At 63.5% G+C, this 21,018-nt stretch carries 25 protein-coding genes, 1 tRNA gene and 1 pseudogene; 17 read left to right on the forward strand and 10 right to left on the reverse strand.

The features are described 5' to 3' along the window. Nucleotides 1-3: 3 nt before the first annotated feature. Together ACZ47F_RS13580 and ACZ47F_RS13585 are read left to right on the forward strand one after the other, a co-directional pair. Nucleotides 4-405, forward strand: a complete 402-nt coding sequence (locus tag ACZ47F_RS13580; protein WP_464925199.1) for a response regulator — start codon at nucleotides 4-6, stop codon at nucleotides 403-405. Then, nucleotides 398-1,465 carry an HD-GYP domain-containing protein gene (locus ACZ47F_RS13585; protein ID WP_464925200.1) on the forward strand — a complete coding sequence of 356 codons (1,068 nt, stop codon included), beginning with the start codon at nucleotides 398-400 and terminating at the stop codon, nucleotides 1,463-1,465. Before ACZ47F_RS13580 ends, ACZ47F_RS13585 begins: the two co-directional genes overlap by 8 nt. A 465-nt stretch (nucleotides 1,466-1,930) precedes the next feature. On the opposite strand, the gene ACZ47F_RS13590 is transcribed toward ACZ47F_RS13585, so the two are convergent. Continuing rightward, entirely contained in the window at nucleotides 1,931-3,019 is a 1,089-nt protein-coding gene (locus ACZ47F_RS13590; RefSeq protein WP_464925197.1) for an IS5 family transposase, read from the reverse strand. Nucleotides 3,020-3,157: 138 nt separating this feature from the next. Here ACZ47F_RS13590 and istA point away from each other — a divergent pair, with 138 nt between their 5' ends. After that, nucleotides 3,158-4,675: an IS21 family transposase gene (gene istA / locus ACZ47F_RS13595; protein ID WP_464926573.1), complete on the forward strand. Its 1,518-nt coding sequence runs from the start codon at nucleotides 3,158-3,160 to the stop codon at nucleotides 4,673-4,675. Beyond that, the gene (gene istB / locus ACZ47F_RS13600; RefSeq protein WP_464924246.1) at nucleotides 4,668-5,468 is read left to right on the forward strand and encodes an IS21-like element helper ATPase IstB; all 801 of its coding nucleotides are present in this window, start codon (nucleotides 4,668-4,670) and stop codon (nucleotides 5,466-5,468) included. The genes istA and istB overlap by 8 nt, the downstream gene beginning before the upstream one ends. Before the next feature lie 169 nt (nucleotides 5,469-5,637). On the opposite strand, the gene ACZ47F_RS13605 is transcribed toward istB, so the two are convergent. After that, the gene (locus ACZ47F_RS13605) at nucleotides 5,638-5,931 is read right to left on the reverse strand and encodes a single-stranded DNA-binding protein (RefSeq protein ID WP_464925201.1); all 294 of its coding nucleotides are present in this window, start codon (nucleotides 5,929-5,931) and stop codon (nucleotides 5,638-5,640) included. Then, complete coding sequence (locus ACZ47F_RS13610) at nucleotides 5,928-6,227, reverse strand: YdaS family helix-turn-helix protein (protein WP_464925202.1); 300 nt, start codon at nucleotides 6,225-6,227, stop codon at nucleotides 5,928-5,930. Before ACZ47F_RS13610 ends, ACZ47F_RS13605 begins: the two co-directional genes overlap by 4 nt. Between ACZ47F_RS13610 and ACZ47F_RS13615 the strand changes: the two genes are divergently transcribed. From ACZ47F_RS13615 to ACZ47F_RS13655, 9 genes and pseudogenes are all read left to right on the forward strand, one after another. Then, nucleotides 6,168-6,959: a LexA family transcriptional regulator gene (locus ACZ47F_RS13615; protein ID WP_464925203.1), complete on the forward strand. Its 792-nt coding sequence runs from the start codon at nucleotides 6,168-6,170 to the stop codon at nucleotides 6,957-6,959. The genes ACZ47F_RS13610 and ACZ47F_RS13615 overlap by 60 nt on opposite strands. Nucleotides 6,960-7,064: 105 nt before the next feature. Further along, on the forward strand, nucleotides 7,065-7,517 hold the full coding sequence (locus tag ACZ47F_RS13620; protein WP_464925204.1) for a single-stranded DNA-binding protein: 453 nt from the start codon (nucleotides 7,065-7,067) through the stop codon (nucleotides 7,515-7,517). A 9-nt stretch (nucleotides 7,518-7,526) separates the two neighbouring features. Beyond that, on the forward strand, nucleotides 7,527-7,733 hold the full coding sequence (locus ACZ47F_RS13625) for a hypothetical protein (protein ID WP_464925205.1): 207 nt from the start codon (nucleotides 7,527-7,529) through the stop codon (nucleotides 7,731-7,733). Further along, nucleotides 7,730-8,521 (forward strand): hypothetical protein, encoded by a 792-nt coding sequence (locus tag ACZ47F_RS13630; RefSeq protein ID WP_464925206.1) that lies wholly within the window; start codon nucleotides 7,730-7,732, stop codon nucleotides 8,519-8,521. Before ACZ47F_RS13625 ends, ACZ47F_RS13630 begins: the two co-directional genes overlap by 4 nt. A 57-nt stretch (nucleotides 8,522-8,578) precedes the next feature. Then, nucleotides 8,579-9,124: a hypothetical protein gene (locus ACZ47F_RS13635; RefSeq protein WP_464925207.1), complete on the forward strand. Its 546-nt coding sequence runs from the start codon at nucleotides 8,579-8,581 to the stop codon at nucleotides 9,122-9,124. Between the two features lie 31 nt (nucleotides 9,125-9,155). Next, nucleotides 9,156-9,355, forward strand: a pseudogene (locus ACZ47F_RS13640) (YqaE/Pmp3 family membrane protein). Then, entirely contained in the window at nucleotides 9,355-9,654 is a 300-nt protein-coding gene (locus tag ACZ47F_RS13645) for a hypothetical protein (protein WP_464925208.1), read from the forward strand. The pseudogene ACZ47F_RS13640 and the gene ACZ47F_RS13645 overlap by 1 nt, the downstream one beginning before the upstream one ends. Continuing rightward, nucleotides 9,654-10,391: a hypothetical protein gene (locus tag ACZ47F_RS13650; protein WP_464926651.1), complete on the forward strand. Its 738-nt coding sequence runs from the start codon at nucleotides 9,654-9,656 to the stop codon at nucleotides 10,389-10,391. Before ACZ47F_RS13645 ends, ACZ47F_RS13650 begins: the two co-directional genes overlap by 1 nt. A 1-nt stretch (nucleotide 10,392) precedes the next feature. Continuing rightward, a complete protein-coding gene (locus ACZ47F_RS13655; RefSeq protein ID WP_464925209.1) occupies nucleotides 10,393-10,632 on the forward strand; it encodes a nicotinamide mononucleotide transporter in 240 nt (79 codons plus the stop codon). A gap of 9 nt (nucleotides 10,633-10,641) precedes the next feature. Here the strand turns inward: ACZ47F_RS13655 and ACZ47F_RS13660 are convergent, their stop codons facing one another. From ACZ47F_RS13660 to ACZ47F_RS13690, 7 genes are all read right to left on the reverse strand, one after another. Continuing rightward, nucleotides 10,642-11,820 (reverse strand): tyrosine-type recombinase/integrase, encoded by a 1,179-nt coding sequence (locus ACZ47F_RS13660; protein WP_464925210.1) that lies wholly within the window; start codon nucleotides 11,818-11,820, stop codon nucleotides 10,642-10,644. A 160-nt stretch (nucleotides 11,821-11,980) separates the two neighbouring features. After that, nucleotides 11,981-12,068, reverse strand: a tRNA-Ser gene (locus ACZ47F_RS13665). A gap of 51 nt (nucleotides 12,069-12,119) precedes the next feature. After that, nucleotides 12,120-13,388, reverse strand: a complete 1,269-nt coding sequence (gene hemW / locus ACZ47F_RS13670; protein ID WP_464925211.1) for a radical SAM family heme chaperone HemW — start codon at nucleotides 13,386-13,388, stop codon at nucleotides 12,120-12,122. A 28-nt stretch (nucleotides 13,389-13,416) separates the two neighbouring features. Continuing rightward, nucleotides 13,417-14,046, reverse strand: coding sequence for an RdgB/HAM1 family non-canonical purine NTP pyrophosphatase (rdgB, locus tag ACZ47F_RS13675; protein WP_464925212.1), 630 nt, complete (start codon nucleotides 14,044-14,046; stop codon nucleotides 13,417-13,419). Nucleotides 14,047-14,048: 2 nt separating this feature from the next. Further along, on the reverse strand, nucleotides 14,049-14,783 hold the full coding sequence (rph, locus tag ACZ47F_RS13680; RefSeq protein ID WP_464925213.1) for a ribonuclease PH: 735 nt from the start codon (nucleotides 14,781-14,783) through the stop codon (nucleotides 14,049-14,051). Between the two features lie 10 nt (nucleotides 14,784-14,793). Continuing rightward, nucleotides 14,794-15,717 carry a PP2C family protein-serine/threonine phosphatase gene (locus tag ACZ47F_RS13685; RefSeq protein WP_464925214.1) on the reverse strand — a complete coding sequence of 308 codons (924 nt, stop codon included), beginning with the start codon at nucleotides 15,715-15,717 and terminating at the stop codon, nucleotides 14,794-14,796. Beyond that, on the reverse strand, nucleotides 15,714-16,781 hold the full coding sequence (locus ACZ47F_RS13690) for a serine/threonine protein kinase (protein WP_464925215.1): 1,068 nt from the start codon (nucleotides 16,779-16,781) through the stop codon (nucleotides 15,714-15,716). Before ACZ47F_RS13690 ends, ACZ47F_RS13685 begins: the two co-directional genes overlap by 4 nt. Nucleotides 16,782-16,863: 82 nt before the next feature. Between ACZ47F_RS13690 and ACZ47F_RS13695 the strand changes: the two genes are divergently transcribed. Genes ACZ47F_RS13695 through ACZ47F_RS13710 form a run of 4 tightly spaced genes read left to right on the forward strand, consistent with a single transcriptional unit; the run spans nucleotide 16,864 to nucleotide 21,015 of the window. Continuing rightward, nucleotides 16,864-17,742, forward strand: a complete 879-nt coding sequence (locus tag ACZ47F_RS13695; RefSeq protein WP_464925216.1) for a YicC/YloC family endoribonuclease — start codon at nucleotides 16,864-16,866, stop codon at nucleotides 17,740-17,742. Next, a complete protein-coding gene (gmk, locus tag ACZ47F_RS13700) occupies nucleotides 17,739-18,383 on the forward strand; it encodes a guanylate kinase (RefSeq protein WP_464925217.1) in 645 nt (214 codons plus the stop codon). Before ACZ47F_RS13695 ends, gmk begins: the two co-directional genes overlap by 4 nt. 17 nt (nucleotides 18,384-18,400) lie before the next feature. Continuing rightward, nucleotides 18,401-18,604 carry a DNA-directed RNA polymerase subunit omega gene (rpoZ, locus tag ACZ47F_RS13705; protein WP_464925218.1) on the forward strand — a complete coding sequence of 68 codons (204 nt, stop codon included), beginning with the start codon at nucleotides 18,401-18,403 and terminating at the stop codon, nucleotides 18,602-18,604. 8 nt (nucleotides 18,605-18,612) lie between these two features. Continuing rightward, nucleotides 18,613-21,015 (forward strand): RelA/SpoT family protein, encoded by a 2,403-nt coding sequence (locus tag ACZ47F_RS13710; RefSeq protein WP_464925219.1) that lies wholly within the window; start codon nucleotides 18,613-18,615, stop codon nucleotides 21,013-21,015. Nucleotides 21,016-21,018: the final 3 nt, after the last annotated feature.

Here is a 21,018-nt window from a genome sequence, read left to right on the forward strand (position 1 = left end):
ACCTTGCCTAAGCGCATTTTGATCGTCGAGGATAATGCGACCAACCTCAAGTTGGCGGAGCTTATCCTGACCAAGGCAGGTTACGCGGTACTGCCTGCCACCAATGCAGAACAGGGCATCACTCTGGCTCGGCGCGAGCAACCGGACCTCATCCTCATGGACATCCATTTGCCTGGTATGGATGGCCTTGCCGCCACCCGTCTCCTCAGAGGGGATCCCACGACGCGGGAGATCCCCATCCTGGCTTTGACGGCACTGGCTATGAAAGGGGACGAAGAGCGCATCCTCGCCGCCGGTTGCGATGCCTATCTCAGCAAACCCATCCGCCACGCCACACTCTTGGAAGCCGTAAGCCGTCTTCTCCACAGCCGAGGAAAAGCCGATGCAGGAAAAGTTGATGTCTGAACGTCGCCCCCTGGTACTGGTCGTGGATGATGACGCGAGCAGTCGTCGTCTCCTAACCGTCCTGCTTGAAGCCGAGTCCTACGAAGTATTGGCGGCCGATAGTGCGCGAGAAGCGGTGGAATGGATGCAGGAGCGGCAGCCGGATCTGGTTCTGACCGACGGCATGATGCCGGGGATAAGCGGCTTTGAACTGGCGGCCAGACTCAAGGCCGATGCCCACTTCGCAAACCTTCCGGTGATCATCGTCACCGCCCTCAATGATCGCGAAACCCGGTTGCGTGCCCTGGAAGCCGGCGTCGACGAATTCCTTGGGAAGCCTATCGACCGGGCCGAGCTGCTCGTGCGGGTTCGCAATATCCTCCGGCTGAAGGAGTACAACGATCAAATTCAGCGGCACAATGAGATCTTGGAGGAGACGGTCCGCCAGCGGACGGCCCAGTTGCACGACAGCTATCTGCAGACCATCCAGACCCTCATCCGCGCAGCCGAGAAAAAAGATGAGGAAACCGGCGCCCATGTTCAACGCATCGCCTTTTATTGTCGGGAACTGGCGCAGCGCCTGGGCATGTCACCCGAATTCGCCGACCTTATTTTTATAGCGAGCCCCATGCACGATGTCGGTAAAATCGGGATCCCCGACCGAATTTTGCTGAAGCACGGCCCCTTGGATGCGGAAGAATGGGCGATCATGCGTACCCATACCATTCTCGGTGCCAATATCATCGGTGAACAAAATGTTTCCCCGGAATTACAGATGGGCTATGAAATCGCCCTGGGGCATCACGAACGCTGGGACGGGAGCGGTTATCCCTTGGGTCGTCAAGGCGAAGAGATTCCCTTGGGCGCGCGCATGATGGCGCTGGCGGATGTCTACGACGCCTTGCGAAGCCGTCGTCCTTATAAAGAGCCTTTCGATCATGAGCGCTCTGTGGAGATTATCCTCAAGGGCGACGGGCGCGTGAAGCCGGAACATTTCGATCCCCAGCTTTTGGCCATCTTTCCCAGAGTTGCGCCAACATTCGCCGAGTTCTACGCGACTCTGACTGATCTGGATACCTAAGTGTTCATACCTAAGTGTTCGCAGGCGTAGAGTTTGTTCACGGGCAATAACGATTGATCATGAGTGACCCTGTCCTGACGCTTGATTCGACATGTGCCATGGTCGCTAGATGTCACCCTCGTAGCACGAGGATTGTCGATCCGTGACAGCAGGCTGCCTTGGAGATACTATTGAACGAATGAATGGCCGTTTGAGACTGTAAGCTGACGGAAAACCAATTCATTGAGTAGCGAGTTCAAAATGCCTTGCTATAGCCTATGTGCAATGCCTGTTTAATTCTCCGACGCTACTCATCATGAAAACATCTTGCCTTAACAGGCCGTTGAAAAAGTGCTCATCGAACGTCCTGCCGCCGCTGATTTTGAAGACGCGAGCCACCTTGGCGCGTCTGCGAAGCGATTTCGAAGGCCATTGCGGCCTGTTTGCAGGCCACTTCGCCCATTTCGGGCGCACGTATCCCATGGCTCACGCATGATGCGCGTCCCACCAGCCGCCGATGCTGCCCATGCGCACCAGGTTGTAGGTGGCAAAGCACAGAAGTGCCTGCCCCGTGAGCTTGGCTTGGCCGATCAGCTTGGTCTTGGCCAGACCGCCGACGGTCTTGATCCAGCCAAAGGCCTCTTCGATGCGTTTGCGCACTTTCAGGCTGGTCTTGTAGCCCTCGTGCCGTTTGATGCGGCCATCCACCGCCGAGTACTTGTCCTTGGCCGCCACGTGGGGCGTGACGTTGAGCTTTCTGCAGCCCTGGATGAAGGCCTTGCTGTCGTAGCCCTTGTCAGCGCCGACCGTGACCCGTTTGTTCTTGTTGCCCCGGCGCTTGAGCATCGCCAGCGCTGCCTCGCGCTCGGCTGTGCCGCTGGCGTGGGTGATCTCGACATCGGCGATCAGCCCACTGCGGTTCTCCATGAGGATGTGCCCCATGTGGCACAGGCGGGACTTGTCGCCCGCGCTCTTCTTGAAAAGCCGGGCTTCGGCGTCGGTGGTGCTGGCGTGGGTGTCGTTGCAGCGCGCTTGCCCTTTGAAGTCCACCTCGGGGTTGCGCCCGGCTGGTGCGCTGCTGTCGTCGTCCTTGCGCTTGAAGCTCTTGTGCGAGGCCCATGCTTCGATGAGCGTGCCGTCGACGCTGAAGTGTTCGTCGCTGGCGAGTTTGGCCCACTGGGCGCTGAGCTTGACGCGCTCGAAGAAGGCGCGGGCGAGGTCTTCGTTGAACAAGCGTTCGCGGTTGGCGCTGAAGGTGGAGTGGTCCCAGACTTTGTCTTCGATGTTCAGGCCGACAAACCAGCGGTACAGCAGGTTGTAGTTGATCGCTTCGACCAGCAGCCGCTCGCTGCGAATGGAGAACAGGATCTGCAGCAGCGGGGCCTTGAGCAGCATCTCCGGCGGCACTGAGGGGCGACCGCAGCGGGCATACACCGCCTCGAACTGGCTGCTCATCGTCGCCAGCAACGCATCGACCACGGCTCGAAGCTTGCGCAACGGGTGTGCCTGCGGCACACGATCTTCAAGGCTAATATAGCTGAACATCGCCCCCTGAAAGTTTGGACTGCCTCTCATCGTCTTTGTCTGGGTCGTTTGTTGTTACCGACCGAAAATTGAGCCACTTTTGAGGGTTGTGCCGACCGAAAACTGAACCAGGTGTTCGACCTACCCTGCTGCATTTCTGTGCGGTGGGGGACAGCAGGAATGATCACCATGGACATGATCGGCAAGATTCGGCGACTACACCGCCGGGACCATCTCAGCGAGCGCGAGATTGCGCGCAAGACGGGCCTATCGCGCAACACCGTGCGCAAGTGGTTGCACGGCGAGGTGCCAGAGCCACCGAAGTATCAGCGCACGGCGCAGGCGTGCAAGCTCACGCCGTTTGAGGACAGCATCAAGCTGGCCCTCAAAGTGGATGCGAGGCGGCCGCCGCAGGAGCGGCGCACGGCGCAGGCGTTGTTCGCCGAGATCAAGGCGGCGGGTTACACGGGGAGCTACAGCCGCGTGACGGACTTCATTCGTGCATGGCGGCGAGCCGCCGGCCAAGAGTCCGGCGGCAAGGCGTTCGTTCCGCTGCGCTTTGAGTTGGGTGAGGCATTCCAGTTTGACTGGAGCGAAGAGGGGCTGGTGGTCGGCGGGATCTACTACCGGGTGCAGGTGGCCCACATGAAGCTATGTGCCAGCCGTGCCTTCTGGCTGGTGGCCTACCCGAGCCAGGGTCACGAGATGCTGTTCGATGCGCACACACGCTGCTTTGCGGCGCTGGGTGGCGTGGCTCGGCGCGGCATCTACGACAACATGAAGACCGCCGTGGACAAGGTCCGCAAGGGCAAGGGTCGGGTGGTCAACGCGCGGTTCGCTGTGATGTGCGCACACTACCTCTATGACCCGGACTTCTGCAACGTGGCCTCTGGCTGGGAGAAGGGGGTCGTTGAGAAGAACGTGCAGGACAGCCGCAGGCGCATCTGGATTCAAGCCGCCAAGGAGCGATTCGGTAGCTTTGCCGAGCTCAACGCGTGGCTGGGCGATCGCTGCCGGGCGCTGTGGGATGAGGTGCGACATCCCGAGCACGACCAGTTCACGGTGGCCGAGATGCTCGACCTCGAACGTCCGCACCTGCTGCCAATGACGATGTCATTCGACGGCTATGTGGAGAAGCCCGCGCGCGTGTCCAGCACCTGCCTCGTGTCGGTGGCGCGCAACCGCTACTCGGTGCCCAGCGAGTGGGCCGGGCAGATCGTCAGCACGCGGCTGTATCCCGGCCAGGTGGTGATCGTTGCCGACGACAAGGAGGTCGCGCGCCATGCGCGGCTGAGCAATGCGGGTGAGACCCGCTACGACTGGCAGCACTACGTGCCGCTGGTGCAGAGAAAGCCGGGCGCCCTGCGCAATGGGGCACCCTTCGCCGACATGCCCGAGCCACTGCAGCGCTTGCGGCGCAGCCTTCTCCGCACGGCAGGGGGCGACCGCATCATGGCGCAAGTGCTGGCGATTGTGCCCACCGCTGGACTGGACGCTGTGCTCGTCGCTGCGGAGTTGGCCCTGGAGAACGCGCCGCCATCGGGGCGCGTCAGCGTGGAACATGTGATCAACGTGCTGGGCCGACTGACGCCCACGGTCGTGCCACAGAACGCGGCCACGACACTGCAGGTCAACATCGTGCCCATCGCCAATACCGCGCGATATGACGCCCTGCGGACCTGCGACGAGGGAGCGGACCATGCGTGACCTCGCTGTGGAACTCAGGCAGTTGCGGCTGCATGGCATGGCTGGAGCGTGGGCCGACCTGACCGAGCAAGGAGACCGTTCGGAAGCCGCCAGCAGCCGCTGGCTACTCGAACACCTGCTGCAGGCCGAGGTGACCGATCGCGCCATGCGCTCTGTGAACTACCAGATGCATACGGCGAAGTTCCCGATGCACCGGGACTTGGCCGGTTTCGACTTCGACGTCTCACCAATCGACCGCAAGCTCATCGCGCTGCTTGCCGAGACCACGTTCACCGAGGCCGCCCACAATGCGGTCCTGGTGGGCGGCCCGGGCACGGGGAAGACGCATCTGGCCACAGCCATTGGCGTGTCCGCCATCACGCAGCATGGCAAGCGTGTGCGCTTTTATTCAACCGTCGACCTGGTCAATGCACTGGAGCAGGAGAAGGCTCAGGGCAAGGCTGGACGCATCGCTGCCAGCTTGCTGCGGCTGGATCTGGTGATCCTCGATGAACTGGGCTACCTGCCGTTTAGCCAGGCTGGCGGCGCGCTACTGTTCCATCTGCTGAGCAAGCTCTATGAGCACACCAGCGTGATGATCACGACCAATCTGGACTTCGCCGAATGGTCCAGCGTGTTCGGCGACGCGAAGATGACGACGGCGTTACTCGACCGGTTGACCCACCACTGCCACATCGTCGAAACCGGCAACGACTCGATCCGCTTCCTGCGCAGCACCGCTGAGGCCAAGACTCGGATCAAGGCGCGCGAACAGGCTCGCAAGGCCGCGCAGACAGCAATGCCAAGTGACTGACGCAGCCGAGAGGGAAGCCGCTCCGGGCGACGCCCTGCGCAGCTTCCCTCTCGGCATCAACCCACCAACGAAGGAGACCACGACCAAGGCAAACCTCTACACTGATTCACAGCCGGGCAACAACAAACCGGCTTCCACCCCTGGCTCACAATTGCGTCGGCACGGTGGTTCAGAATTGCATCGGCGCCAACACAGCATTGACGATCATCTTGAGTTGCGGGCGAGGTTCGCCTTCTTTGTTGATCCAGACGTCAGGCGTCAGCGTGCCGGCCAGTGCGACCGGTTCCCCAGGATGAAGCGACAACAGTGCATTCCGGGGCGCGTCTTCAAATGAAATGACATTGACGAACACGGCCTCACTGCCGTCGGTCGGCACTCGCACGGTCGCCGTCACGAAGGGGACCTTGCCCATCCGCTGCGTCGCTACGCCCTTGAGAGTCCCCTGGATGAGCGCGCTGATCATGGCTGCTCTCTGGTCGAGGAAGACGCGGGGTCGGGGGCCGGAGGTGCGCCCTCTGTGCCCACGAGTTCTGGCCAGATCAGGTGCCAGTCGGTGGGGCGGAGGTCCCAGCGGCGAACAGCCAACGCTGATTCAATCGCGTAGCATCGTCGTGGTGGTATGGGGCGCAGCCCCTTGATCCACTGGTGCATGGTCGGGGGTCTCACGCCGATCATGCGTGCACAAGCGGACAAGCCGCCGTGGGCGGTGATCGCTTCGGACAGTGGGGTGTTTGTGCTCATGAGGCATGTATAAGGCATTGCATTCTTTATAGCAATGCATTGCCTTATGTATTGCCTGTGCTGTCGAATAAGGCAATGCTTACAGGCAAAGAACTTGGTGCCGCTATTGAGGCGGCGCGACTGAAGAAGGGGGTGTCGAAGGTCACCCTGGCGCGGGCTATGGGTGTCAAGCCGCCGTCGGTTCAGGACTGGATCAATCATGGTCGTGTTGCCAAGTCCCGCCTCAATGCCCTGTTTGAATACTTCTCAGACGTCGTCGGACCGGAACATTGGGGGGTACACGATGAGTGGGGATTCAGCGCCCCCGCGCGAGCTGTTGAAGGGATGGTCACGATCCCTCAGTTCGACTTGAAGGCGGCCGCAGGGCACGGGCGCTATCTTGAGGCCCAGCAACGGGTTGGAAGCGTTCAAGTTTGCCAGGACATCGCTATGCGCATCCTGCGCAGCTCTGGCGCCACGCTGACCTCGCTTGCCCTTGTCACGGTTGCAGGCGACTCTATGGAACCCACTATCCGCGACGGCGACATCGTCGTCATTGACAGATCCGTGAAGTCCATCGAGCGCGATGGCATCTACCTTTTCACCTTTGGTGACGAGACCTTTATCAAACGCATTCAGCGCATGCCGAAGTCCCTGTCCGTCAACTCGGACAACATCCTCTACAAGTGCTGGGAGATCTCTCCCGAGGAAGCGACCGGGCTGCATGTTCACGGCCGCGTGATCTGGGCATGGCTAGGAAAGCAAATCTGATAGTCGACGCCCCTCGAGCCGCCCTGTTGTAAATAATAGGCAATGCCTCTTTACATGAAATCAGGCATTGCCTATTATTGCTTCATCCCCTCGATGGAGTGAAGCATGTCCTCTCTCAACAAGGTTCAACTGATCGGCCACCTCGGTCGCGACCCCGAGGTGCGCTACACGCCTGACGGCAACGCAGTCGCCAACCTGCTGGTGGCCACGACCCGGGCCTGGAAAGACAAGAACGGTGAGCGCCAGGAAGACACCGAGTGGACACGCGTAGTCTTCTATGACCGCCGCGCCGAAATCGCCAGCGACTTCCTCAAAAAGGGCGGTCAGTGCTACGTTGAAGGCTGCCTGCGCACCAGGAAGTGGGCCGACAAGGATGGCATCGATCGCTACACCACCGAAGTCGTCGGCACGGACCTGATTCTGCTGAGCAGCAAGCCGGGAAGCGAAAAGCAAGACCCCACCTCGACTGATCAGACCACAAGGCCTTCGGACGCAACCGCAGCATCGCAAGCGCCGCGGAACGGCGACCCCGGCGGCACCTTCGGCGACCACGCCTGAGGAGCCGCCATGTTCTTCTCTCGATTCAAGATCGACTACGCCCTGGTAGGTGAGCGCGACGGGTACGCCGGGCGTGAGCCGAACCCATCTCTCTGGCGTCGCGACGCCTACAGGCGCGGCTATGCGCAGGGCCTGCTGACCCGCGCGGAGCGGATTGCACTGGACACTCGGCCGCTACCTGTGGCCGGACATCCCGGTGCGGAGCTGCGGCCATGACGAAATACGGCTACCAGATTGACCCTCGCCCGGAAACACTCGGCGGCGGCTACCGCTTGCGCCTGTTGTGCGATGGATCTGAAGTAGGCGGCGGCGTTTTCCCCGCCGACGCCGACGGGTCGGACGCGGAGGCCTATGAGGAGGCTCTCGCCGAGGCCTCGGCATGGCTGGCAAGCCGATCCCAAGCCGCTTCGTCATGCCACATGCTGACGTTCTCCGGCCGCGACTATCTGCCTACGCAGATGGTACCTGCGGACGTGCACATCGAGGACGTCGCCCATGCACTGTCACTGATCTGCCGCTTCGGCGGCCACACCAAAGTCCATTACTCGGTGGCACAGCACAGTCTGCTGGTGGCGAGGATCCTTGAGGATCGCGGCGCGCCAGTCGAGGCGCAACTGGCCGGACTGTTGCACGACGCCCACGAGGCTTACATCGGTGATGTGCCGACGCCGGTCAAGACCGCACTCGGCTCGATCTGGCGAGACCTTGAGCATGAGGTCGAAATCGTGGTGCGCCAAGCGCTGGGCATCGCGCAGGCCTCGGTCGACTGGGAGGACCTCGTCAAGCACGCGGATCTGATGGCCCTGGCCACTGAGCGGCGGGACCTGATGCATTTCGATGCAGAACGCAACATCCCCTGGCGAATACTATGGGGTGTAACACCATTCCATGAAAAAATCGGCGCCCTCGGTTGGTCACCCCAATGGTGGGCTGATGTTTTCCTGGATCGCTACGAAGCTCTGCGCAGCGCTCGCGAGGCAGCACGACTGCCGCACGCTGCCTGAACACCACGCCTTCCCCGCGGACTTTCGCGATCATCACACAACAACCCAAGGACTTCCATGAAGATGAAGACGAACACCAAGACCCTGCTCTGTGCCGCCGTTGCAGCAAGCGCTCTGCTCGCCGGATGTGGCAAATCTGCGCCATCCGTTGCATCGAACGGCGTTGCTCATTTGGTCAAAGATGCTCAAGCTCGAGCGGAGCTTGAGAAATGGTGCAGCAAAGATTCGACCGTCACGGCGATCGCCAACGGCGATTCAGCCGTTTCGATCAAGTGCGGGCGGCTGGACGCTGCAAATTGGTTCCTGAAGAACCCCAAGATGCTGGCCCTTGTTGACAAGCAGGAGCCGTGGGCGGGTAAGTCTCAGGACTTCTTCCAGGCGAGTGCAAATGCGAGCATTCCCGGAACACAGATCGTGAAGTCGAAAGTCGCGATCAGCGCAACCGAACGTGATGCATGGGAACAAGAGAATTCTTGGTGTTCCGCGCAGCTTGCCTGGAAACACGGTATCGCCCCGGCGTTCGGCACCCCTGCGCAAGATTACAAGAGCGTCTCCCCCGCCTGCGTCGCCGCAGCCAGCGTGACGCCGCCCGGCCCGTTTTAAGGCTCCCACCACATTCCCAAAGAAAACAACCATGCGCCTTCTCATCGCCCTCTTCCTTCCCTGGCTGACGTTCTTCACCATCGGCAAGCCGATCTCGGGCATCGTGTGCCTGATCCCCAGCTCACGCTGATCGGCTGGATTCCGGCCACGATCTGGGCCGTCTACGCACTGAGCCAATACAAGACCGACCAGAAGATCGCCAAGGTGTTGGCCGACCGGCGGAGCATCTGATGCATACCAACGATCTGATCATCGCCCAGCAGGCGATCGCGATGGCACGCATTGGCCTGCTGCCGACACAGCAGGATTCTGGGCGCGCATTGGCGGCGATTGCCGCCGTGCAGAACGACATGCGCCGCGCCGGGCGCAGCGCGCTGGACCTCGAACCGGCCCGGATTGCTGCGGCCATTCTGGCGCTGGGGCGCCGCCCGGATAAAAGCCTGTGTGTCGATGCGGTGCAATCCATTGCCGCCGTGCTGCGCGAATGGCAGCGCAGCGATGAGCGACGCGTCGAGGGGGTTCAGTCGTGATGTGGCGCACGGTCCTGTTGGTTGTGGCCCTGACCGGCCCGCTTTTGGCCGGCTGTGAGCGGCATGACTCGTCCATGCTCGGGCGCGTCGCAGAGCACGCTGCGGGTTATGCGCTTGGCGGCATCGCTGTCCACGAAGGCGAGCGCTATCTCGATCGCCGGTCTGGCGATTGGGGCGACGCGCGTCGATCTGGTGACGGCCAGGCTGGTGACGGCCAGGACATCGCACATTCCGGACGCATGGGCCTTGTGTTTCCTGAAGCGGATGCATTACCCAATCCGCAGCTGACACCGGGCGCGCTGAACCCCAACGTCACGCAGGAAAATCTGCGTGAGACGATTTGCCGACCGGGCGGCTACACCAGGTCGATCCGACCGGACGAGGCCTACACCGAACGCCTCAAGCGCGAGCAGATCAGACAGTATGGCTATGTGCAGCAGATGGGCAAGGATGCCTACAGGTTGCGCGAATACGAAGAGGACCACCTCATCAGTCTGGAGCTTGGCGGCTCGCCGGACAGTCCGCAGAACCTCTGGCCCGAACCGCACCACGTCATCGGTGGGTGGGGTAGCTATGCGAAGGATAAGCTGGAGAACCGGCTGCACAGCCTGGTCTGCAGTGGACGAATCACGCTGGCGCAGGCTCAGCATGCCATCGCCACCAACTGGATTGCTGCCTACAAGCAGTACGTCGGGCCGACGCCGGATCAGGCTCGCTCACACCGATATGGTGGGTGAAATGTCCGCGATCATCACCACCATCAACGTTGCCTTTACTACCCTCTCCATCGTGGGCAACGAGTTCATCAAGCGCCGCAACCGGCGCGGCTACTGGTTCTGGCTGGTGGGCAATAGCCTCGGCCTGGCCGCGTTCGTGTTGCAGCACCAGTGGATCACGGCGCTCTTGTATGTGTATTTCACCGTGTCCTGCGTCCAGGGGCTTCGGCACTGGGCGCGCGCGGAGGTGAGTCCTGGCTGACAAGATTCCTCACGCGCTGGCAGGCGGCAAAGCTGATGCGCGCTGTCGATCCAGCCAGTCCGCCCACCATTGCATCAGCCCCCGGCGCTGATCGAGATATTGCGCCCGGTTGTACGCCGCGCGAACCGCATCAGTCTCCCGGTGCGCGAGCTGGCGCTCGATGACATCGTGCGCATAGCCCGATTGCTCATTGAGTACGGTAGAGGCCAACGCCCGGAATCCATGCGCCGTCATCCGGCCGCGATAGCCCAGGCGGTAGAGCGCGAAAAGGAAGGTGTTCTCCGACAGCGGATGCCCCGGGCGCAGAGGTGAATCCAGCACCAGATCGCGATCGCCGGTAAGCACGCGGAGTTGTTCGAGCACCTCCCGAGCTTGCCGGGACAGTGGCACGATATGCGGCAATCCTGCCTTCATGCGCTCCTCTGGAACCACCCAGACCGCGCCGTCCTCGCGCAGCTCGGTCCATCGCATGCCGCGCATCTCGCCGACGCGCACGAAGGTCAAAGCCAGCAACTGCAGCCCCAGGCGGGTGATCGGTTCTTCGTAGCTGTCGATCGCCGCGAGCAGCGCTCCGGCCTCGCCTGGCGGGATGCTGGCCATCGGCTTTTTCACTTTGCGCGGCTGGAGCACGCGCACCAGGCCGCTAGCGCCGTGGCTTTCGATGTAGCCCACATCCTGCGCGTAGTCGAATACCGCCGCGATGCGCCCGGCCACCCGGTGCGCGGTTTCCACACGGCCGCCCTTCTGTACGGCCTGCACCACCTCGACGAGCTTCGTGCGCGGGATCTGGTCGATTGGGAGCGAGCCAATCGCGGGGTATGCAAAGCGCTCCAGTGTGCCGGCAACCTGCCCCTGGTGCTTGCCGTTGGACAGGGATGGCAGCTTGATCTTGAGCCACTGCTCTGCGACGACCTTGAAGGTCGGTGCGATCTTCGCCGCTGGCCTGTCGGCCGAGACCGAGGCTGGCGCGGCTTTGGCCTGCGCATGCGCAGCGCGGGCTTGCGCCAACGTCATGGCCGGGTAGCGGCCATAGGTTCGCGTGCGCTGTTTGCCGCCCACCATGTAGTTGGCACGCCAGCTTTTCAGCCCGGTGGGCGCCACAAAGAGGTACAGGCCGCCGCCGTCGGTGAGTTTGTAGGGCCGCTCCTGCGGCTTGGCGGCCTCGACAGCCTTCACGGTAAGACTCATGGTATCGCCCTTCTGAATGCCATGGACGATACCACGATTGGCACCTGGCTGGCGTGGTATCACCCCGGATGCAATGGGACGATTTGGGACACTCCGCCCAATGAAAAAGCCCCGCCGCTGGGATTGCGTGGGGCTTTGATGGATCAACTTGGATGAATTCTGGCGGAAGCGGTGAGATTCGAACTCACGAACGGTTGCCCGTTGCCGGTTTTCAAGACCGGTGCAATCGACCACTCTGCCACGCTTCCGTTGCTGGCCTCGGTTTTGGCCGAGGCCGCATTCTAAGCAAGCGGGGCCTGTCACTGCGGCAAAAAGCGCTCGAGCAGGTCGTTGAGCATGTCGAAACCAAGGGGTGTGGCCTGCAGCACCGCAGGATCGAGCACCAGCAGGCTCTTGTCCCGTAGAGTCTGCAACGGCTGGGCGATGGCGGAGGGTGCAAGCCCGGTGCGCTCGGTGAACAGTGTGGCTGGCACGCCGTCGCGCAGGCGCAGGGCGTTGAGCATGAATTCGAACGGCAAGTCACGACGTTTGACGTCGTGCTCGTTCTCGATCGCGTTGCCCCGCATTGCCAGGTCGATGTAGCGCTGAGGATGGCGCCAGCGCACCTGCCGCACGATGCGGTGTGCGAAGCTAATCTTGGAATGCGCGCCAGCGCCAATACCCAGATAGTCGCCGAACTGCCAGTAGTTGAGGTTGTGGCGACAGCGGTGGCCGGCGATGGCGTAGGCAGACACTTCATAGCGCTGCAATCCCGCGGTCTGCGCCAGTGCGGCCACACGCTGTTGCATGTCGGCGCTCAGGTCCGCGTCGGGCAATGGCGGCGGGTGGACGGCGAACAGGGTATTGGGTTCGAGGGTGAGCTGATAGAGCGACAAATGCGGTGGCTGATGCGCCAGCGCGGCATGCAAGTCGGCCTCGCAGGCGGCCATGTCCTGCTGCGGCAACGCGAACATGAGATCGAGGTTGAAGGTCGGAAAGTGCCGGGCCGCCTCATCCACTGCGGCGTGGGCCTGGCGCGCGTCGTGCACGCGGCCCAGATCCCGCAGTCGCGCGTCGTCGAAGCTCTGCACGCCAATCGACAGGCGGTTGACCCCTGCCTGTGCGAACGCCGCGAAACGGTCGCGCTCGAAGGTCCCGGGGTTGGCCTCGAGGGTGATTTCCACATCGGGCACCAGCTGCAGCCGCGCACGCACGTCGGCGAGTAGCTGGTCGATCGCGTCGGGCGAGAACAGGCTGGGCGTGCCGCCGCCGATGAACACCGAGATCACCCGCCGTCCCCAGATCAATGGCAAGGCGGCATCGAGGTCGGCGCGCAAGGCGGCGAGGTAAGCCTGCTCGGGAATCGTGCTGCTGTTGCGCCATGTATGCGAGTTGAAATCGCAATAGGGACATTTTTTCAGGCACCAAGGCAGGTGCACATACAGGCTCAGCGGCGGCAAGGCTGACAACTGCAGGATTCCGGGGCGCATGTAATGCAGCAGGCTCTGCGCCGCCTGCTGTAGCGCCGCATCGCCGCCTGGAGTGGCTGACGATGCAAGCGGTGTGATCGGGATGCGCGGGGAGGTCATGCAGCGATGCGCGAGGCAAGGCACCCCATCAGGCCGTGCCGTCGCGCGCCCAGACGCTTTGCAGCAGCGGCAGCAGCGCGCGCATGGCCTGGGCGCGGTGGCTGATGCGGTTTTTTTCCCGCGCGTCGCACTGCGCAAGCGTGCGTCCATCCGGTAGCACGAACAGCGGGTCGTAGCCGAAACCGCCCTGCCCTTGCGGCGACAGGCCGATCTGGCCGGTGAGCTCTCCGGTGGCAATCAGCGGCTCTGGATCCGCGGCGTGGCGCAGTGCGACGATCACACAGACAAATCGCGCTACCCGGCTAGACGCGGTGCCCAGTTGCCGCAGCAGCAAGGCGTTGTTGGCTGCGTCTTGTTGCGAGCGCGTGGCGTCGACCAGCGGCGCAAATCGGGCGGAACGCACTCCAGGCAGCCCGCCCAGGGCCTCGACGCACAGCCCGGAATCGTCGGCCAGCGCGGGCAAGCCGGTGTGAAAACTGGCGTGGCGCGCCTTGGCCAGTGCGTTTTCGACAAAGGTGGGGTGCGGCTCGTCGGCCTCCGCGAGCTGGAACGCGCTTTGCGGCTGCACCTGCCAGCCGAGCGACGACAGCAGCGCGGACAGTTCGGCCAGCTTGCCCGGGTTGCCCGAGGCGAGAACGATGCGCCGGACCTGCGACATGCTCACAGCCCGAGGGCGGCGCGTTGCAAGGCGATGAGCTCGGCAATACCCTGCTGTGCCAGATTGACCAGCGCGTCGAGCTGCGGCCGGGTAAACGGGGCGCCCTCGGCGGTGCCCTGCACTTCGATCAGCGCGCCGCTGGCGGTGCCGACCACGTTCATGTCGGTGTCGCACTGGCTGTCCTCGGCGTAATCGAGGTCGAGGCGGTATTCGCCGCTGGTCAGGCCGACCGATACCGCAGCGACCAGCTCGCGCATCGGGTGCTGGGTGACACGACCGGTGTCGATCAGCCACTGGCAGGCATCCCAGGCAGCCACGGCAGCACCGGTGATCGCTGCGGTGCGTGTGCCGCCGTCGGCCTGCAGCACATCACAGTCCAGGGTGATCTGGCGTTCGCCCAGCGCGGCGAAATCGAACACCGCGCGCAGCGAGCGCCCGATGAGCCGCTGGATTTCCTCGGTACGGCCCTGCTGCTTACCGCGCTTGGCCTCGCGCTCGCTGCGGGTGTGCGTGGCGCGCGGCAGCATGCCGTATTCCGCGGTGACCCAGCCCGTGCCGGTGCCGCGACGATGCGGGGGCACGCGTTCCTCGACCGAGGCCGTGCACAGCACGCGCGTCTGCCCAAAGGCAATCAGCACCGAGCCCTCGGCATGGCGGGTGAAATGGCGATCGATGGTCACGGCGCGCAAGGCGTGGGGCCCGCGCCCCTCGCGCGCGGGAGAGGAGATCTGTGTCATGCTCAAACGGTCATTTGCGCCCCGCGCTCTGGCGGATGGCGGCGTTGATTTCGGCGATCGAGCGCTCGATCGCGGCGTCGTCCATTTCCTCGACCTGCAGATCGACGAGTCCGCTCTGGATGGTGGACTTGAAAGCGCCTTGCTGCATGCTTTCGGTTTCGATGCGCAGCGCGGTTTCCAGTTCTTCCGGGTCGGCCTCCCACTCCACACCCAGCGCCGTGACGTTGTCCGAGTCGGCCCCGCCCTGGCGCAGCGCCATTTCGACCACCTCGGGCACCGCATCGGATAGCACCTGCTGGCCGAACTGCCGCACCAGCACCGACTCGGGAATCTGCCCCCACAACCCGTCGGAACACAGCAAGATGATGTCGCCGCGCCGCATGGCCTGCGGCAGGCCGACCTCGATCATCGGCAACTGCGTCGAGCCTAGGCAAGTGAACAGCATATTGCGGGTCGGGCCCTCGGGCTGCAGCAGCGCCAGACCGTGCATCTCGTCTTTCCTGTGCTGCTGCTCGACATGCGAGTGATCGCGGGTGCGGGTGAGCATCGCGCCGTTGCGAATGAAGTACAGCCGCGAATCGCCGACATGCGCCCAGTGCGCCGCACCGTTTTGCAGCACGCACGCCACGACGGTGGTGCGCGGCGAATCGCTGAGCCTTTGTTCCTGCGCATAGCGCTGGATCTGCTCGTGCGCACGGAAAATGGAGCGCCGCAGGAATTCCTGCGGGTCGCGCAAGGCCGGGCGCGCCTCACGCTGAAAGATGTTGGCAATGGTCTGCAGCGCCAGATGCGCGGCCACCTCGCCCCGCGGGTGCCCGCCCAGCCCGTCGGCTAGGGCGAACAAGGCGCTGTCTCGGGTATAGCAATACCCCATGCGATCCTGATTGGTCGTGCGCGCGCCACGACGGCTGACCTGATAGACCGAGAACTTCAATTGCGCTCCCTGGCGGCGGGCTTGCCCGACCCCGGCACCGCCTGCACAGGGGCGCCGAACCGGGTCACCTCACGCACTTTCTGCACTTGGGACTTGGTGTCGTTGACCAGCTCATCGAGATGCAGCCGCAGCTTCTCGCCCATGGTCAAATTGGTGTAGCGGCGCGCGCTTTCGGCCCCCAGCTCGCGCTGCAGGTTGAACACGCTCTGCGGCCGCGCCATCGGGTCGAGCGACATGCACCACTCGACGATTTCGAGCAGGTTGTCCGAGTACACCCCGCGCAGCTTGGCCAACTGCGCCTGCAGCCGGTCTTTTTCCAGCCGCTGCGGCGCCTCGTAGGGCGGGTAGCCGGTCATGCAGGCATAGATGCAGGCACCGACCGCGTAGATGTCGGTCCACGGCCCGAACGCACCTTCGCGCTTGTACATCTCAGGCGCGGCAAAGCCTGGGGTGTACATCGGGCGGAAGCGCTTGTCCTGCTGGTTGAGCACCTCGCGCGCGGCGCCGAAGTCGATCAGGATGGGCTTGTTGTCGTCGGTGATGAAAATATTGGCCGGCTTGATGTCCAGGTGCAGCATCTTGTGCTGATGCACTACGCGCAGCCCCTGCAGGATGTCGTCGAACAGCGAGCGGATGGTCGATTCGCGAAAGATTTTTTTGCGCTTGAGCTCGCGTGCGGTGATGACGAACTCCTGCAAGGACGCGCCTTCCAGGTAGTTCATCACCATGTAGACCGTGTCGTTTTCGCGGAAGAAATTGAGCACGCTGACGACGCTGGGATGCGAAATCTGCGCCAGCGACCGGCCTTCCTCGAAAAAGCTCTTCAGCCCCAGGCGATACAGCGCCAGCTTCTCGGGCGACACCACAGGCGAGGACTCTCCCGGGCCGCGCTCGACCAGCGAGGCCGGCAGGTATTCCTTGATCGCGACCTTTTGCCCGTCCGGGCTGAGCGCCAGGTACACCACGCCGAAGCCGCCGCTGGCCACCTTGCGCACGATGCGATAGCCGCCGACCTGCGTCTCGGGCGCAAGCGGGGCGGGTTTGGACTTGTGCGAGGTGGCCATGAAACGCTGGCGAGCAGCCGACGGGGCAATCGAGTGTGGAAAAATGCACGCAAAGGGGATGCGAGTGAAGCCAATTTATAGCATGACTGGCTACGGCCAAAAGAGTGTGCAACTGCCGGGCGGCGCCAAGGTCCACATCGAGTTGCGCTCGGTCAACAGCCGCTTTCTCGACATCGCCTTTCGCCTGCCCGAAGAACTGCGCGGCTGTGAGGCGGCGATGCGCCATACCCTCACCCAAGGGCTGCGTCGCGGCAAGATCGAGTGCCGCGCGGTGTTCGAAGCGCCGCCGGCCACGCTGGCATTGCCCGATGCCACCGCCGCAGCGCCGCTGCTGGCTGTAGAGGCCGCGCTGCGCGCGCTCGCGCCGCATCTCACCCCGCTTTCCGTTGGCGAAGTGCTCCGCCTTGTCGGCAGCGCGCAGCAGGCACAGACCGACGCCGCCGAGCTTGCGCAGGCCGCCCAATCCGCGCTGGAGCAGGCACTGGCAGTGCTGACTGAGGCACGCGCGACCGAGGGCGAGCGTCTGCGCGGCTTGCTGCTGGATCGCGCCGAGCAGATCGCGCGGCATGTCGCCCGCGCACGCGAGATCGTGCCGCTGGCGGTGGAGCGCCAGCAGGCGCGGTTCATCGCCCGCTGGGAAGAGGCGCTGCGTGCGCTGTCCGCAGGCGAGATCAGCGCCGAAACCCTGCACGACCGGCGGCTGCAGGAGGCCGCCAGCTTTGCCATCCGCATCGATGTGGCCGAAGAACTTGACCGTCTGCAGGCCCATCTGCAGACGCTGCGCGAGCTGCTCGATCAAGGCGGAGAGCTGGGCAAGCGCCTGGATTTTCTGATCCAGGAACTGCACCGCGAGGCCAACACCCTGGGATCGAAGTCCGCCGCGCTCGAACTCAGCGAAATCGCGCTCGAACTCAAGGTGCTGATCGAGCAGATGCGCGAACAGGTGCAGAACATCGAATGAGCACGGGAGCCAAAGTGTCGGCCAACTTTCCCGGAAACCTGTTCGTCGTCGCTGCGCCCAGCGGTGCGGGCAAGTCCAGTCTGGTCAACGCCCTGCTGGCGCAGGACGAGCGTATCCGGCTGTCGGTGTCATGCACGACGCGGGCGCCGCGAGGCGCCGAGATCGACGGCGTGCACTATGTATTCATCGACCGCGAGGAATTCCAGCGCCGCATCGACGCTGGCGAATTCCTCGAATGGGCCGAGGTGCACGGCAATCTCTACGGCACCTCCAGGCGCTGGCTGGAGGAGCGCATGGCCGAAGGCGTGGACGTGCTGCTGGAAATCGACTGGCAGGGCGCGGCGCAGGTGCGCGCGCAGTTCGCCAACGCGGTGAGCATTTTCATCCTGCCGCCCTCGTTCGAGGAGCTGCGCCGGCGTCTGACCAGCCGGGCCGAGGACGCGCCCGACGTCATCGAACAGCGCCTGCGCGAGGCGCGCATCGAGCTGGCGCAGGCGAAGAATTTCGACTTTATAATTGTGAATCAAGACTTTACGACCGCCCTGAACGATCTGCGACAGATCGTCGGGGCGCAGCGTCTGCGCTACGCGGCGCAACGCCTTTCCCATCCCGAGGTCTTTCGCGCCCTCGGCATTTTCTGAACCGGAACTCTGACATCATGGCTCGCATCACCGTTGAAGACTGTCTGGAAAAAATCCCCAATCGTTTTCAGCTCGTGCTGGTCGCCGCATACCGCGCCCGCATGCTGGAACAGGGCCACTCCCCGAAGATCGAAACCAAGGACAAGCCGACCGTCACCGCGCTGCGTGAAATCGCCGCCGGTCTAGTCGGGCTGGAAATGCTGAGAAAAGTACCCACCTGATCTGCATCATGCCCGGCAGCACCACCGCCTCGCCAAGCCCGCAGGCTGCGGCTTCGGGAACAGTCGTGACTGCTGCCGTGGCCAAGCCCGCCAGGCGGGCACGCGGGCGAGCCGCAAACCCTGCCGCTGCGGCCGAACCTGCGCCACCGGGCCAGACGGCGGCTGACGACGCACCGTCAGCCCCCCCGCCCCACGCGACTGACGACGCCGCCGCACGGCACGGCACGGTCAGCCTTGCCAGTCTTCTCGCCAAGCTGCAGACCTATCTGCCCGAAGCCGATCTGCAGAAAGTCCGCGAAGCCTACCGCTTCGCAGATGCCGCGCACCTGGGGCAATACCGCGCCAGCGGCGAGCCTTACATCTCGCACCCGGTGGCGGTGGCCGAGCTGTGCGCCGACTGGAAGCTCGACACCCAGGCCATCATGGCCGCGCTGCTGCACGACACGGCCGAAGACAAGGGCATCACCCAGGCCGAGCTGATCGAGCATTTCGGGCCGACGGTGGCCGATCTGGTAGACGGTCTGACCAAGCTCGACAAGCTGCAGTTTTCTAACCGCGAGGAAAACCAGTCGGAGAGCTTTCGCAAGATGCTGCTGGCGATGGCGCGCGACATCCGCGTCATCCTGGTCAAGCTGGCCGACCGGCTGCACAACATGCGCACTCTGGGCGCCATGGCGCCGAGCAAGCGGCAGCGCATCTCGCGCGAGACCATGGAAATCTACGCGCCGATCGCCCACCGGCTCGGACTCAATCTGGTGTACCGCGAGCTGCAGGACCTGGGCTTTGCCAACAGCTACCCCAACCGCTACGCAGTGTTGTCGCGCGCGGTGCAGGCCGCACGCGGCAACCGGCACGGACTGGTGGAAAAAATCCTTGCCGCTGCGCAGGCTGCGCTGGCCGAGGCACAGGTGCCGGCGCAGCTGTCGGGCCGCGAAAAGACGCTGTATTCCATCTACCGCAAGATGCGCAGCAAGCATCTGAGCTTTGCGCACATCCAGGACATTTTCGGCTTTCGCGTGCTGGTTCCCGACGTGCTCGACTGCTACCGGGCACTGGGCGTGCTGCACGGTCTGTACAAGCCCATGCCGGGCAAGTTCGAGGACTACATCGCCATTCCCAAGGCCAACGGCTACCAGTCGCTGCACACCACGCTGATCGGCCCGAACGGCAACCCGATCGAGTTCCAGATCCGCACCGAGGCCATGCACCGCATCGCCGAAAGCGGCGTGGCCGCACACTGGCTCTACAAGTCGGCGAAAGACGGCCCGGCCCCGCAACAGTCGCTGCAGACCAACGCTTGGCTGCAATCGCTGCTCGACATCCAGACTGAAACCCGTGACTGGGCCGACTTTCTGGAAAACGTCAAGATCGACCTGGCGCCGGACGCGGTGTATGTGTTCACCCCCAAGTCGCGCATCCTGGCGCTGCCACGCGGCGCAACTCCGGTGGACTTCGCCTATGCGATCCACACCAATCTGGGCGACCAGACCGTGGCCGCCAAGGTGAACAACACCCTGGTGCCGCTGCGGACCGAGCTGCGCAGCGGCGACGTGGTCGAGATCATCACCGCGCCGACCTCCCGGCCCAACCCGAACTGGCTGAGCTTCGTGCGCACCGGCCGGGCGCGCTCGAAGATTCGCCATGCGCTGCGCACCACGCAGCAGGCCGAATCGATCGAACTGGGCCGGCGCCTGCTGCACAACGCGCTACGGCATGAGCATCTGGAGCTGGCCAGCCTCGACCCGACGGTGTGGGACAAGCTGCTGCGCTGGACCGGGTGCAAATCGCGCGAGGAGCTGTTTGCCGACATCGGCCTGGGCAAGCGCGTGGCCGACATCCTGGCCAAGCGCGTGGTGGCGCTGGTTTCGCCGAAGGACGCGCTGTCCGACCCGCTGCTCGACACCATCGAGCGGCTGGCCAGCCGTAACCAGACCGGCACGCAGTCTGTGCTGCAGCTCGACGGCAGCGAGGGCGCCTCTGTGCAATATGCCACCTGCTGCCGGCCGATTCCCGGCGACAGCGTCATCGGCTATCTCGGCAAGGGCGAGGGATTGATCGTGCACCAACAGGACTGCGAGGTCGGGCGCCGGCTCTACCAGAAAGACCCCGAACGCTGGATCGATCTGAGCTGGGCTGCCGAATGCACCCGCCCGTTCGAAACCGGCCTGAGCGTGATCGTGGAAAACTCTAAGGGCGTGCTCGCCCGCGTGGCGGCGGCCATCAGCGAGCACGACAGCGACATCGCGCATGTGACCATGGACGAAGACATGCAGCAGGCCACCACCGAGCTGCGCTTTGTCGTGCGGGTACGCGATCGCAAGCATCTGGCCGATGTGCTGCGGGCGCTGCGCCGCCTCAAGTTCGTGGTGCGCGCCAGCCGGGCGAAGAACCGCAGCGCGTCCGGCAACTGACCC

It is taken from the genome of Thiomonas islandica, assembly GCF_055383445.1.

Coding starts and splice junctions, on each gene's coding strand:
- ACZ47F_RS13585 (WP_464925200.1), top strand. CDS start 398: ATGTCTGAACGTCGCCCCCTGGTACTGGTCGTGGATGATGACGCGAGC.
- ACZ47F_RS13590 (WP_464925197.1), bottom strand. CDS start 3,019: ATGAGAGGCAGTCCAAACTTTCAGGGGGCGATGTTCAGCTATATTAGC.
- istA (WP_464926573.1), top strand. CDS start 3,158: ATGGACATGATCGGCAAGATTCGGCGACTACACCGCCGGGACCATCTC.
- istB (WP_464924246.1), top strand. CDS start 4,668: ATGCGTGACCTCGCTGTGGAACTCAGGCAGTTGCGGCTGCATGGCATG.
- ACZ47F_RS13605 (WP_464925201.1), bottom strand. CDS start 5,931: ATGATCAGCGCGCTCATCCAGGGGACTCTCAAGGGCGTAGCGACGCAG.
- ACZ47F_RS13610 (WP_464925202.1), bottom strand. CDS start 6,227: ATGCCTTATACATGCCTCATGAGCACAAACACCCCACTGTCCGAAGCG.
- ACZ47F_RS13620 (WP_464925204.1), top strand. CDS start 7,065: ATGTCCTCTCTCAACAAGGTTCAACTGATCGGCCACCTCGGTCGCGAC.
- ACZ47F_RS13625 (WP_464925205.1), top strand. CDS start 7,527: ATGTTCTTCTCTCGATTCAAGATCGACTACGCCCTGGTAGGTGAGCGC.
- ACZ47F_RS13630 (WP_464925206.1), top strand. CDS start 7,730: ATGACGAAATACGGCTACCAGATTGACCCTCGCCCGGAAACACTCGGC.
- ACZ47F_RS13635 (WP_464925207.1), top strand. CDS start 8,579: ATGAAGATGAAGACGAACACCAAGACCCTGCTCTGTGCCGCCGTTGCA.
- ACZ47F_RS13645 (WP_464925208.1), top strand. CDS start 9,355: ATGCATACCAACGATCTGATCATCGCCCAGCAGGCGATCGCGATGGCA.
- ACZ47F_RS13650 (WP_464926651.1), top strand. CDS start 9,654: ATGTGGCGCACGGTCCTGTTGGTTGTGGCCCTGACCGGCCCGCTTTTG.
- ACZ47F_RS13655 (WP_464925209.1), top strand. CDS start 10,393: ATGTCCGCGATCATCACCACCATCAACGTTGCCTTTACTACCCTCTCC.
- ACZ47F_RS13660 (WP_464925210.1), bottom strand. CDS start 11,820: ATGAGTCTTACCGTGAAGGCTGTCGAGGCCGCCAAGCCGCAGGAGCGG.
- hemW (WP_464925211.1), bottom strand. CDS start 13,388: ATGACCTCCCCGCGCATCCCGATCACACCGCTTGCATCGTCAGCCACT.
- rdgB (WP_464925212.1), bottom strand. CDS start 14,046: ATGTCGCAGGTCCGGCGCATCGTTCTCGCCTCGGGCAACCCGGGCAAG.
- rph (WP_464925213.1), bottom strand. CDS start 14,783: ATGACACAGATCTCCTCTCCCGCGCGCGAGGGGCGCGGGCCCCACGCC.
- ACZ47F_RS13690 (WP_464925215.1), bottom strand. CDS start 16,781: ATGGCCACCTCGCACAAGTCCAAACCCGCCCCGCTTGCGCCCGAGACG.
- ACZ47F_RS13695 (WP_464925216.1), top strand. CDS start 16,864: ATGACTGGCTACGGCCAAAAGAGTGTGCAACTGCCGGGCGGCGCCAAG.
- gmk (WP_464925217.1), top strand. CDS start 17,739: ATGAGCACGGGAGCCAAAGTGTCGGCCAACTTTCCCGGAAACCTGTTC.
- rpoZ (WP_464925218.1), top strand. CDS start 18,401: ATGGCTCGCATCACCGTTGAAGACTGTCTGGAAAAAATCCCCAATCGT.
- ACZ47F_RS13710 (WP_464925219.1), top strand. CDS start 18,613: ATGCCCGGCAGCACCACCGCCTCGCCAAGCCCGCAGGCTGCGGCTTCG.